Genomic DNA, 12,630 nt, shown 5'->3' on the forward strand with positions numbered 1-12,630 from the left:
GCGCAACAGTGATCGGCATGCGGCGGTGAATGCGAAATCAACGGTTGAGGTCCAGCAGCAAAAGTGGCTGGAGAGAAACCGGGCACATCGTCGTCCCGGCTACGCCTACCGTACTTGCCAGTAACCTAGACGAGCAAGCGAAGGACGTGATATCACCGTGTGGGAATTGTCACCTGTCGCCGCAGGTCAAAGGGTATGTGTGACAGATATTTTCAGTAACTGACAGTTTCAGACAACTTGTCGCTACCCCTACGGCCGGTCCGCCAGGACGTCATGGACGGTATCCGCGATCCTGGCACGGAACACCTCGGGCGCGAAGGTGGTGGCGTGCTCGCGGATCTTGGCGGGATCGTAGGCCGTCGAACGGAATTCGCGCATGACCTCGGCCAGCGCCGCGACGACATCCTCATCGGAGCCCGCCGGGACGTATTCGCCGGTGACGCCGGGACGCACCGTGTCGAGGGCGCCGCCCGCGCCGACCGCGAGCACGGGCGTGCCGCAGGCCATCGCCTCCACCGGGACGATGCCGAAGTCCTCGATGCCCGGCATCAGCACGGCCTGGCAGCGCCGGTACATGTCCTGTAGCAGCTCGCCGGAGGTGGCCCCGAGGAATGTCGTCTCCGATCCGGCGATCTCGTCGAGCTGGGCGCGGAAGCGGCCCTCGCCGAGGACCACCAGGCGAACCCCGGCCCGTTGCGCGGCGCGAATGGCGAGGTCGGCGCGCTTGTACGGCACCAGCCTGCCCGCGCACAGGAAGAAGTCCTCGCGCTCCACCGAGGGATCGGGGGTGAAGTGGGCGACCTGCACGGGCGGATTGACCACCGAAGCGGGCAGGCCCCACCAGTCGGTGACCCGCTCGGCGACCGCGTGCGAGTTGGCGATGACGTGTGTCAGTCGCGGCGCGGCCCGCAGTTCGCCGCGTCGAGCCAGGGTGCCCAGCGCACCGAGGGCGAGTTGGCCGATCCGGCCCCCTGTCTCCTGCGCGCGGAACTCGCGATCCCAGGCCCATCGGGCGGGGGAGTGCACGTAGGCGATGACGGGCGCGTCGGTGGCCAGGGCGGCCTGGGTGGCGAACGCGTGATGGCTGATCACGACGACATCGAAGTCGCGCAACGGCAGGCGACGCAGCGCGCGGGGGACCAGCGGCAGCAGGGGAGCGTGCCTGCCGCCGGTGTAGGTGTGCGCTTTGCTCAGCCAGGTGTCGTGGACGGTGCGCACCGGCTCGCGCAGGCCGCCCGGCGCGACGATCGGCGCGAAAACCTCGGCATCGGGCCAGGTTGCGACGAACTCGCCGACGACGGCCTCGGAGCCGCCGAACTCGGTGAAACGTTCGTGGACGATGGCGACACGGGTCATCGGAGGGTGCTCGCTTCGATTTGTCGGGGCGCCGCGGTGCGACGCAGTGCGGGGGCGACGGGACGGCCGCGCAGCAGCCCGTCGACGGTGCCGCGCGCGATCGCCTGGCGATAGACCTCGGCCGCCTCGGCGCAGGCGGCGACGGTCGTTGTGATCGCCTGCGAGTCGTGGGCGGCGGAGGTGACGAACGACTGGCCGAGTACGCCGCGGACCAGTAGTTCCTGGAGGAACAGGGTCCGAAATGCTTGCGACGGAGCACCTTCGGTGTCCAGGGTGCGGTAGATGAGGCACGACGGCCTGCCTCGCACCTGGAGGAAATCGGCGATGCCGAGGTCGGCGGCAATCGAGTTGACGCGGTCGGCGAGGACACGGCCCGCCTGTTCCATCCGGCCGACGGGATCCTCGGTGCGGTAGGCGTGCACCACGGCGCGGAACGCGGCCAGCGAGGACGTTTCCGGACCGTGCGTCGTCGAGAGCAGGAAGACGCGATCTTCCTCGGTGCGCAGCCCACCCCGCTCCATGTACTCGCGCTTGCCCGCGAGCGCGGAGATCGGGAAGCCGTTACCCATAGCCTTGCCCCAGCACGACAGGTCGGGTGTGACGCCGTAGACGGCTTGGGCGCCGCCGGGCGACCAGCGGAATCCGGTGATCATCTCGTCGAACACGAGCAGCGTGCCGTACCGATCACACAGTGCGCGAACACCTTCCAGGTAGCCCGGAAGTGGTTCGGCGATCGCGGTCGCGGCCTCGAGGAACACCGCGGCCACGCGGCCTTCCGCCAGTGTCGCCGCGAGGTCGTCGAGATCGTTGTACGCGAACTTCACGACGTCGACGGCGGGGATGCCGCCTGCCATCTCGGTGGTGCCGATGAACCAGTCGTCGACGGAGAAGAACGGCTGATCGCAGACGGCGATGGTGGTGCGGCCGGTCACCGCTCTGGCCAGGCGGACTGCGGCGGTGGTGGCGTCGGAGCCGTTCTTGGCGAACTTCACCATGTCGGCCCCTGGCACGAGCGACAGGAAGTCCTGTGCGGCGAGCAGTTCCAGTTCGGTTGGCCTGCTGAAGCTCACGCCGTCGGCGATGACCTGCGACACCGCGGCGAGCACCGGCGCGTAGCCGTGGCCCAGCGTCACCGCGCGCAGGCCCATCCCGTACTCGACATAACGATTGCCATCGGCATCCCAGACGTGAGCGCCGTCGCCGCGCACCAGGATCGGCGCCATGAACTCGGGATATTGGTCGGCGCCGCGTGCGTAGGTGTGCGCGCCGCCGGGAACCAGGTCGTGCAGGCGCGCTTGCAGCTCGTTACTGCGATCGAAACCGTGGTGGGCTGTCATGACCGGTCCTCTCCGGCGCCGCCGACGCACGCCGCGGTGGTACGCGCGATGCTGAAAGCCCACAGCTCGTGATCGGTGAGTTCGCCGTCGGCACCGGGGTAGCGGTGCATGGTGCCCTCATGGCGCAGACCGGCGTCGAGAGCGACCGCCGCGCTCGCTCGGTCGGCCGACGGTACGGCCAGCGCCACCCGCCAGATACCGAGCCGCTCGGTGGCGTGCCCGATCAGCAGACGTAACGCGCCGACCGCGACCTCCGGGGCTGCCTGCGGGGAAACCCACACGCCGGCACGGACATTGCGATCGAACATATCCTGATCGAAGAGGCGACACTCGCCGACGTATCGGCCGGCTTCCTCGACGACCAGGACGACGCCGTGCTTGCCGCGAAGCCCCCTCCGAGAGGCTGCCCTGGCTCGCCACCACTCCCGTCGGGTGTGTAGCCGGGTCCAGTCCTCGGGCGGTGTCGCCGGGGCGAGCAGCGGCCGAGCGGCGATCCGCGCGGCGCGGCGCAGCCTGAAATCGCCACTGCGCCAAGGCCGTATCGTCACCGAACCGTGCTCCGCGCGCGCCGTTGCGGCGGTGGCGGTGCACAACGGGTCGGCCAGGTGCCGCATCTGGCCGAGGCAATACCGTATGCGGGCCCGCAGAATCGTGTACCGCGATACCGCGGCACCGGTCGACGAGCCTGTGGTGTCGGCAGGATCCGCGACAGCGGAGTGCGTCGCGAGATAGCCCTCGAGCCAGTCGGCGGCGAACCCGCCCGCGGGTATCCGATCGCTGGTCACCGACCACAGTTCGTGATCGACGCGGCCGCTGCCGACATCGAAATATCCGGTCATGACCGCTTCCATCGTCCAGCGCTGCCGGACCGCGCGCCGCGCACCGGCATTGGTGACCGCGATCGGCGCGGTGATCCGCTCCAGGCCCGCGGTGTCGAACCCGAAGTCGAGCAGCAGCGACCCGGCGAGCCCGCTGGCACCGCGTCGGGCGACCTCGGCGTCGACCCACACGCTGAGCTCGGCGGCGCCGGAGTCGATACCGACCAGCTCGAGCTGCCCGGCGAACCTGCCGTCGATCTCGAGCACCGTACTCACCCGTCGCCCGGCTTCGGCTTCGGCTCGGGCTGTGAGACATTCACGCACCCAGCGGGTCGCGGTGTGCCGCTGCTCCCAGGTCGACGACGAACGAAACCAGAACGGTTCGAGGCAGGCGCGATCACGCAGGCGAATCCGTCGCCACTCGGCGAAATCGCCGAAAGCCGGTGGTCGCAGCCGGACCGTGACACCGCGCAGGCGCACCGGTCCCAGGACCACCGATGCATAGGACGAACTCATTGCCGTGGCCGTTGTTTGCCCATTGCCACGGTGCGCAGCGCCCCGTCGGTACCGACGGCCAGCCGCCAGTAACCACCCCCGGGGTCCTTGAGGACGAGTCCGGCGTCGGAGTGATCGGATAACCAAGCGCCGCTGGACAATACGGCCGAGCGGACCGATCCGTCGTTGCCCTGTGCCTGGAAGAGATCGGCGTCGCCGTGCCCGGCCCTGGTGATCACTGTGCCGGTGAAGCGCGAGGTACGCATCCCGCTGCGCCCGATCACCTGCCATCCGTCGGGGAAAACTCCGGTGCGCAGGTCGTCGGCGGAACCGGAGATGAGATTGATCGCGGTGCCCTCCGCGCAGTCGGTGGGGTCGATGCGCAATTCGACGGCGGGACGGTCGGATTCCTGATCGAAGACCACATTCGCCAGATACGGCTGCCTGCAGTAGGCGAGATCGACCCCGACCGAACGGGCCGCCACCTTGCAATTGACCATGCCGAACTGGGCGGGTCCGCCCTTGCCCCGTGTCCCGACCGAGACCGCGATATCGGCGCCCTCGAACCAGACATTGGTGAGCCACCAATCGTTGGCCGCGCCGTCGACCATGAGATGGCGATCGGTGGTGCGCGGATCGCGATCGGAAACGAATTCCACATTGGTCAAAGCCAATCCGGCATTGTGGTCGTTGCCGGTGCCGAGCACGCCGACGTAATTGCTCGTGAATTTCGATGAGGTGACGTAGTTCTGGATGCATTGGGTCTCCAGACCGACCCCGAAATTATTGATGTCGCAGTTGATGAACGCGGTGCCGCCGGTATTGCGATCCAACACGACACCGCGCTGGGCGAGGAAGCGAGGATGGTTGTCGCTGAGATGGTTTCCCCGGATCACGACACTGTCGAACGAGCAGCGGAAGCATTCCGAGAGCACGAAAGCGGTGGCGCGCGGCCCGGTGAGATAGAAGCCGATGCGGGCGAACCGAACCCGGTTGCGCTGCTCCAACCGGATCAGCGTCACATCCTCCTCACAGAACACGACGCTGGCGTCCCCGCCGTCGCCGAGCACCGTGGCGTAGTCGGGCATCGCGGGCCACGACCGGACGCGGTAGGTGCCCGCGGGCAGATACAACACCATCGGTCGATCCGTGGCCGCCACCGCCGCGGCGATAGCGGCGGTGTCGTCGGCCTTACCGTCGCCGACCGCCCCGAAATCACGGACGTTGCGCGCCGCGGGTGTATCGCTGACGTGCGGTGAGCGGAACTCGGCGCTCGGTTCCGGGTCGGCGGCACATGCCGCGGCCAGCGGCAGCACTGCCGCCGCGCCGAAGGTGGCGGCGAGCAGACGCCGCCGCCCAACTGATTCCTCGTTCACAGGGGCAACCGTTCCAGGAACCGGGCCAGAGGAGCCGAGGGTCTGCTGTACACCACCGCTCCGGTGAGTTTCGCGGCGCCGAGAGTCGCGAGCGCGCCGCGCAATCCGGGCGCGGACAGCGCACCGAGCTCGACGACGCCGAGGGTGGCATCGCACAGCGGCGCCACGCCGATCGCGTCCGCGGCGACGGTGACCGGGGCGGTCTCCACGATGACATGGTCGAAACGCGATGTCAGATCGGTGAGCAGGTCGGCGAAGCGTGCCGACACGAGCAGATCAGGGGTCAGCTGATCGGCCGCGCCGAGCGGCAGGAACGCGATCCCGGTCTCCGACCACGGCGTCAGCGCCTTGGCGGCGGGCAAGGTGCCGCGCAGCACCGCGGCCAGCCCCGGGCTGTCACTGGTGATGAACTCGGTGCTGCCGCCGCCACTGGTGTCGGCGTCGACCAGCGCCACGTGCTGTCCACTGTCGGACAACGAACGGGCGAGAGCCATCGCCACATCCGGCTCCGACCGCGTCGACAGGCTCGTCAACTGCACGGACTTCGCGGGGTCGTGCTGCAACAACCGGCTGCGCAACCGCCGCGTCTCGCCTGCGGCAGCGGGCAAGCCCGCTTCGATCACGCCCAGCACCGGAACGGGCAGCGCTGCCGCCACGGCATCCGGAGTCCGCAGCGAACGGTCGGTGCGCTCGCGCACCAGCGCCGCGCCGCCACCGAGGGCGAGACCGGCGATCAGGCCCAGCAGCACGATCCGGCCCGGCGGCGGTCCCAGCGGTGCGCTCGGCGCCTGCGCCCGGTCGACCACGGCGACCCGCGCGGCCGGTGCCGCGTCGCGCTGGATCGACTCGAGTTCGTCGACGAGCTTGCGGAACTGTGCCACCGCCGCATCCGTGAGATCGCGGGCGCCGGTCGGTGTCGAATCCTGTACCGAGATCACGATGACCGAGGTCGCGGGCGGTGAACTGGCGGTGATCCGCGCGCGCATCTCCTCCGGGGTGACCTTCAATCCCTTCTCGTCGACCACCCGCGCCGCCACCGTCGTCGAGGCCGCCAGATCGAGATAGGACCGCACGCGCTGCTGCGCGGCCAGACCACCCTGATACGAGTCGTTCACCGAGGTGCCCGTCGCCATCGACACATACATCGAACTCGACGCCGCATAGGTGCTCGGTAGCGTCTGCGCGTAAGTCCACGCGGCCGCCGTGCACACCAGCACGACACCCACGATCAACAGCCACCGCTGTCGTACGATGCGCCAGATATCGATCAAACCCATCGCTGGGACTCCATTTCCCCTGATACCACACATGATTCGGTACGCCGGAACTCCTCGACGACCAGGTACACCAGCCACGCCAGCACGGCGGTCTGTACGAATTTGCCGAGATTCTCCATGCTGCCGAGAATCCCGCGCTCGAACAGTGTCGAGGCGCCGGTGATCGCCAAGCCGAGCACGACCACCGGAAACCACCGCGAATACAGCGAATACGACCAGGCCACCAGCAGCGCGAAGGTGAACACCGCGCTCACGACGACCCCGGTGTAGCCGCCGAGCACGTAGCCCTCGTTGAAATTTCCCTCGGCGAGTGAGACCGTCACGGTGCTCATATCCACCGAGGCGCCGCGCACCTCGTTCGCCCACGCCGTCCCGGACTGGAACTTCTCGAGCCCCAGCAGTGGTGCGGGAATGAGGCTCATGCTCGCGTGTTGTGCGACTTCGGCCGGTGTCAGCCAGCCGCCGGGACCGTAGAACAGCGCGTCGGTCGCGGCTTCGAGCAGATCGAACCGGCGCAGGATGCTCAGGAACGGTTGCACGTTCTCCGGATAGATCGAATCGACCGACGCCGCATCACGTGCCGCGGTGCCGGTGGACTTGAACGACTGCAGCCAGCCGAAGCCGATGACCCCGATCACACCGATACCCGCGACACCGAGGGCGGTGCGCCGGTTCCAGCCGATCATCGAGAACCGGATGGCCAGTGCCAGGGCAGCGCCCAGGATCGGGGTCTTGGACTGCACCACCGACGACCACCACAGCTCACCGGCCAACAGCGCGCCGAGGATGACGACGCTGCGGCGCGGGTCGGGTGGTCGCAGGAAGATGATCAGGCCGATCGCGGCGATCGAGGCCGGGACCGCGAGAAACGCCAGCATCGGGTTGGCGCTGTCGACCTCGCCCGCGGTGCCCGCCGACCCGGACGCGGTGCCTGCCGCCCGCCCGAGCATGCCGAGCGCGTACAGCGCGACCAGCGCGGGCACGAAATCCGGATCGTCGAGGGCGGCGGCGCGGCGCAGCGGCCTGCGATGTGACCAGATCGCGTAGGCGACGACCAGCGCCGCGTACACCCACAGTCCGAACACGACATGTTCCAAGGCCAGCGCGATTCCCCGGTCGTAGCCGAGATCGGCCAGGCGCGGATCGGGCACATTGTCACCGAAGTGCGGTTCGGGCCGCACCGCGAGCAGCACCAACGGTCGAGCCACATACGACAGCGACCAGAACACGGCCTGCGCGATGAGGAACACTCGGGCGACGCCGGGCACCCAGAGGGCAGCGACCGCGATGACCAGCAGCGCGGCGGCGACGGCGGCGACGGTGGCGGAGCCGGTCAGGACCTGACCTCCTGCGCCAGCGCGACGATCTCGCGCGCCCGATCCACATAGCGGTGCCCGTCGGCCACCACGCGGCGGTGTCCGGCGTCGGCCACCGCGGCGACCCTGTACGGTTCCGTCGCGCAGCGGTCGAGGATGTCGTGGAGTTCGTCGGTGTCGGAGAACAGGAAGCACTCGGTGGCGTCGTCGAGCAACTCGGCGTGCTCATCGGTGCGTTCGCCGACGAAAAGGCCACCGGCGGCAGGCACTTCGAACGTGCGGCAGGTGTGGGTGTCGCGGTTGCCGGAGTTCAGCAGCACCAGGTTCGCGCCGACCTGGGCCACCGCGGCCGAATACTGGGCGCCGTAGACCGCGCCGCCCACGTGCGCGCCGGTGGCGCGCAGTTCGGGGACCCGGCGCCAACCTGGCCCACGGACCAGCATGCGATCGCTGTAGCGTCCGGCCAGTTCGACCATCGCAGCGCGGCGGTCGGGACGGCACACACCGATGAAGCCGACCAGGTAGTCACGCCCGTCGCGGCGGGCGGTCCGGTGGTGCCAGGCCGGATCGTAGGCACTGCGAACGAAACCGACGGCGCGGGCGCCGCGGGCCCGCAACTCGGGCACATTGTGGCGCTTGGTGGTGATTACGAGATCCCACTCGGATTCGTGCGCGAGGTAGGAGGGGGTGAGATTTTCCGGGTTCGCCACATCGTCGGCGCTGTAATGCACATGCAGCGCGGCAGGCAGATCGAGCAATCTGCGCTGGTCGAGATGGATTCCCTTGAACACGAACACCATATCGGGATCGAAGGCCTCAGCGCTACGTTCGATTCGCTCGTGTAATGCGCGCACCTGCCACGGCGCCCGTTCCTTGCGCGCTTTGGCATAGATCCAGGGCGGCGACAAACGGGTCGGCAGCGTGATCGCGGTCGAGTCGACGACGAGCACATCGTGGCCGGCCTGGCGGAAACCGTCGGCCAGCGAACGGGCGTTGCTGCCGATCCAGTCGTCGCCGATGAAGAGGATTTTCATGCGTGGTGGTCCTTGCTGCGCCGGTCGCGCAGGACCAGTATCCTGACCCGCGCGAGATACCAGGCAGCGACGGTGTATTCGACCAGCACGCTGCCGTAGACGAGGGTGTGTACCGAGTGGGTGCGGAAGGTCAGCCCGAGCGCGCAGGCCGCGATCACCGTGCCGATCACCGCGCCGGTGAGCACACCGAAGGTGTCCTGACGGACCGGCAGGATCGCGGTGGTGACGAACGAGGTGACGGTGGTGGCGGGCAGGATCAGGATCTCGATCCGCAACAGTGAGGTCGCGCCGAGGAATTCGGTGCCGAAGATCACTTCGATCAGGAAGGGCGCCGCGACCCACACCAGCGCGCTCACCAGCGCGGCCAGCGCGACGCAGGCCGCGAGCACCCGCACGCTGTCACGCCAGAAGTTGCCGTCGGAACTGCGTCGCGCCAGGCGCGGCAGCAGGGCGAAACCGATCGGGTCGAGCAGCGATTGCAGGGCCCGCACGAGGCGATCGCCCGCCGAGTACAGGCCAAGGGCGGCGGCGTCGAGCACCACCGAATAGATCGCGGCGGCGCCCTGGCCGTAGGTGGTGATCAGCAAGCGCGAGGCGAAAACCGGCGCGCCCGTGCGGAGCAGTTCACCGACATCACGTGGTCGCGACGGTCGGCCGTACCGCCGGGAGGTGTCGATCCAGGTGGCGACGACCGTGGGCACCGACGACACCAGCAGGCACAACACCGCGATTTGAGCACTCGGCAGCCGCGGCAGTACGCCGACCAGCAGGGCGAGATAGCCGAGCCGCCCGATGCCCTGATAGATCGTCGACGCGCCGAAACGGCCCTGCCCGATCAGCAGCCAGTCCTCCGACATCGACCAGAACCCGCCCGCGAACAAACCGAGCAGGATCATCTGCACCGGTTCGGGGACACCGAACACCAGACCGGCGACGAGCGCCAGCCCGAGGATCAGCAGCAGGCTCAGCCGGACCGCGAGGTAATCGCCGCGCAACTGGTTGACGGCCGCGAACCGTGTCCCGGCAGCGTGGTTGTCCTCGGCATCGGGCACCCGTGCGGCCATGAACGAGGTGATGCCGAGGTCGACGATCAGCGAGCCGATGAAATAGGCCGACATCGCCATCGCGAGCAGCCCGAGACCGTGCGCGCCGAGCACCCGGGCGATCAGCGGCACCGTGATGAAGGTGACCAGATACTGCCCGTACTTGCCGAAGCTGACGAACCCGATGTCGCGCAGCACAGCCAGCGGACCGGACTTGCTGTGCTTGCCCTCGCCGTCGGACCCCTGGTCGTCCTCGGGTCGGCGATGCGCGCCGTTCTCGCGGGGGACCGGCTGCACGTGTGGGAAGACGTCGGTGGTGACGCCGGCCAGATAGCGATCGTGCTCAGTCACCGCGGGTCACCATGGTGTCGAGGAAGTCGGCGACGGTGCGGGCGCTGGTGTGGATGTCGAAATCACGCGCGCGGTCGCGGCCTGCCAGAGCCAGGCGGGCACGGTCGGCGGGGTCGTGGAGCAGGGTGTCCAGCGCGGCGGTGAGGGCGCCGACATCGCCACCGGGGACGAGCAAGCCGTCGACCCCGGTGTCGATGATCTCCGCGGGACCGCCCGGTGTCGCCGCGACCACCGCGCAGCCCGCGGCCATGCCTTCGACGACGACCTGCCCGAAGGGCTCCGGCAGCACCGAGCAGTGCACGAGGATGTCGGCGGTGGTGAGGTATTCGGTGGGATCGTCGACATGGCCGGTGAATTCGGCGGCCACACCCAACTCGGCCGCGAGCTTCTCCAGCTGTGCGCGATACGTTTCCTCGCCGAAGAACGTGCCGCCCACCAGAACCACCCGGGCAGGCCGCACCCGCAGCGCGGCGATCGCGCGCAGGAAGACGTCCTGGCCTTTCCACGGACTGAGTCTGCCGACGACGACCACTACCGCCTCTGCGGCCGAGCGGGTACGCGGATCCGCTGGTGTCGCAGGCAGTTCGACACCGGGATAGGCGATCGCGGTAAACAGTCCAGCGGGCAAGGTGGCTGCGGTCGCGCGGCTGTTGGCCAGCTGTCCGCGGCACACGAGCCGGGCCAGCACGCGGATCGCCAGGGCCGGAATCGCACCGAAGTAATCGGGGGAGACACGGTCGTGGACTTGCCACACCAGCGGAACACGCGCGCGGCGGGCGGCGACAGCGCCCAGGACCAGTGCCTTGGTGCTCTCGGCGACGACGACATCGGCGCGGGTCTCGGCGACCACCGCGCCGACGGCCCAGCCCAACCGCAACAGGGCGACGAAGCCGGTGAGCAGTCCGAGCACTCCGGTGCCGATGCGCATGGCGCGTGAGTCGAATCGTCCCGTGACGACTCGGGTCTCGATGTCACGTGCCCGCATCCGGGCCACCATCGGTCCGTCCTCGGTGTAGATCATGGTGACCTGATAGCGGCCCGTCGCGCGCAAGGCGTCGAGCAATCGCAGGGTGGCCAGTTCGGCGCCGGACGGTGCCGCGGTGTGTGCGAGGAAGACAGCTCGGGTCACAGCAGGTCCCGATAGAGGGCAGCATGGCGGTCGGCGGCGATGTCCCAGGTGAAGGTCTGCGCGTGCGCGCGGCAGGCGGCCGGTTCGGGAACCGTTCCGTCCAGCGCGGTGACGAGCCGGGCGGCGAGCGCGTCGGGCTCGCCCGCGGGGACGACGAGGGTGGGGTCGAGGCCGCGCACGGCGTCGGGCAATCCGCCACAGTCGGTGACGATCGGTGCCCGCCCGGCGGCCAGGGATTCCAGGGCGATCAGCCCGAAGCCCTCCAGCGCGACGGTCGGGACAACGGAGACGGTGGCCTCGGCGTAGAGGTCGGTGAGTTCGTCGTCGCCGACCCGGCCGGTGAACTCGACGGCGCCCCCGAGCTCGGCCGCCGCGGCCCGCAGCTCCGCTTCGGCGGTACCGGTGCCGACTACGACGAGTCGGGCATCGGGATGGGCGGCCGATACCTGCGGCCATGCTCGCAACAACACGTCGATGCCCATGCGCCGCTCGAGCCTGCGCACGCACAACACGGTCCGGGTGGTGGCGGTGGTGTCGAGCGGCGCGGCGCGGAATCGGTGGAGGTCGACGCCGGGCGGAATGACCGAGATCCGGTCGGCGGGCACGTGGTAGTCGCGTTCGAGCACATCACGGAAGTGGCCCGACAGCACGATGAATCGGTCGGCGCCGCGGTAACGCAGTCGTTCGAACAGGTACTTGGCCCGCACGGCACGGGCCGATTCGCCCGCCATCGCGCTCTCCTGCGCCCACGGTCCGTGGAAGTGGACCACGAGCGGAAGCTTCGACGTCGCGGTCCGGGCGAGGGGGCCGTAGAGGCAGAAGTGCCGGTCCAGGACGGTGCCGGGGGTGAGGTCGGAGCGGGCGAGCAGCGCGATCCGGGTGCGGTGCAGTGTCGAACCGCCCGTCGGTCCCCACGATCCGGCGCCCGCGTGATCGGCGGTGCCGAACGCGGCCGCGGTCACCGCCATCTCCGGCTGCTGTGCGAGGGCTCGATACAGATCGGTGAAATACCGGTTGAGGCCGCCCGGAGTGGCACCGAACCATTCCGATCCGGTCATGTGCACACCAACCGTTGCGGTCGCAGTCGTCAACCTCCGC

Annotated in this window: 10 protein-coding genes; all 10 read right to left on the reverse strand. The window is 68.9% G+C overall.

Annotated features, from left to right (window positions below):
• Positions 1–249 precede the first annotated feature (249 nt).
• The 10 genes from NS1_RS22205 to NS1_RS22250 all read right to left on the reverse strand — a co-directional run bounded on the left by NS1_RS22205 (position 250) and on the right by NS1_RS22250 (position 12,590).
• On the reverse strand, positions 250–1,356 hold the full coding sequence (locus NS1_RS22205; RefSeq protein WP_062987381.1) for a glycosyltransferase: 1,107 nt from the start codon (positions 1,354–1,356) through the stop codon (positions 250–252).
• Entirely contained in the window at positions 1,353–2,693 is a 1,341-nt protein-coding gene (locus tag NS1_RS22210) for a glutamate-1-semialdehyde 2,1-aminomutase (RefSeq protein WP_062987382.1), read from the reverse strand. Before NS1_RS22210 ends, NS1_RS22205 begins: the two co-directional genes overlap by 4 nt.
• Positions 2,690–4,027, reverse strand: a complete 1,338-nt coding sequence (locus tag NS1_RS22215) for a GNAT family N-acetyltransferase (RefSeq protein WP_084503913.1) — start codon at positions 4,025–4,027, stop codon at positions 2,690–2,692. Before NS1_RS22215 ends, NS1_RS22210 begins: the two co-directional genes overlap by 4 nt.
• On the reverse strand, positions 4,024–5,382 hold the full coding sequence (locus NS1_RS22220; RefSeq protein WP_062987386.1) for a glycosyl hydrolase family 28-related protein: 1,359 nt from the start codon (positions 5,380–5,382) through the stop codon (positions 4,024–4,026). Before NS1_RS22220 ends, NS1_RS22215 begins: the two co-directional genes overlap by 4 nt.
• Positions 5,379–6,659 (reverse strand): Wzz/FepE/Etk N-terminal domain-containing protein, encoded by a 1,281-nt coding sequence (locus NS1_RS22225; protein ID WP_062987388.1) that lies wholly within the window; start codon positions 6,657–6,659, stop codon positions 5,379–5,381. Before NS1_RS22225 ends, NS1_RS22220 begins: the two co-directional genes overlap by 4 nt.
• Positions 6,650–7,927: a hypothetical protein gene (locus NS1_RS22230; protein ID WP_157125339.1), complete on the reverse strand. Its 1,278-nt coding sequence runs from the start codon at positions 7,925–7,927 to the stop codon at positions 6,650–6,652. Before NS1_RS22230 ends, NS1_RS22225 begins: the two co-directional genes overlap by 10 nt.
• Before the next feature lie 65 nt (positions 7,928–7,992).
• The gene (locus NS1_RS22235) at positions 7,993–9,009 is read right to left on the reverse strand and encodes a CgeB family protein (protein ID WP_062987392.1); all 1,017 of its coding nucleotides are present in this window, start codon (positions 9,007–9,009) and stop codon (positions 7,993–7,995) included.
• Positions 9,006–10,256 carry an oligosaccharide flippase family protein gene (locus NS1_RS22240; RefSeq protein ID WP_062987573.1) on the reverse strand — a complete coding sequence of 417 codons (1,251 nt, stop codon included), beginning with the start codon at positions 10,254–10,256 and terminating at the stop codon, positions 9,006–9,008. The genes NS1_RS22235 and NS1_RS22240 overlap by 4 nt, the downstream gene beginning before the upstream one ends.
• A gap of 139 nt (positions 10,257–10,395) precedes the next feature.
• Positions 10,396–11,532: a glycosyltransferase family 4 protein gene (locus NS1_RS22245; protein ID WP_062987394.1), complete on the reverse strand. Its 1,137-nt coding sequence runs from the start codon at positions 11,530–11,532 to the stop codon at positions 10,396–10,398.
• The gene (locus tag NS1_RS22250) at positions 11,529–12,590 is read right to left on the reverse strand and encodes a glycosyltransferase family 4 protein (protein WP_062987396.1); all 1,062 of its coding nucleotides are present in this window, start codon (positions 12,588–12,590) and stop codon (positions 11,529–11,531) included. Before NS1_RS22250 ends, NS1_RS22245 begins: the two co-directional genes overlap by 4 nt.
• Positions 12,591–12,630 lie beyond the last annotated feature (40 nt).

The organism is Nocardia salmonicida NBRC 13393 (genome assembly GCF_001613085.1).
Taxonomy (GTDB): domain Bacteria; phylum Actinomycetota; class Actinomycetes; order Mycobacteriales; family Mycobacteriaceae; genus Nocardia; species Nocardia salmonicida.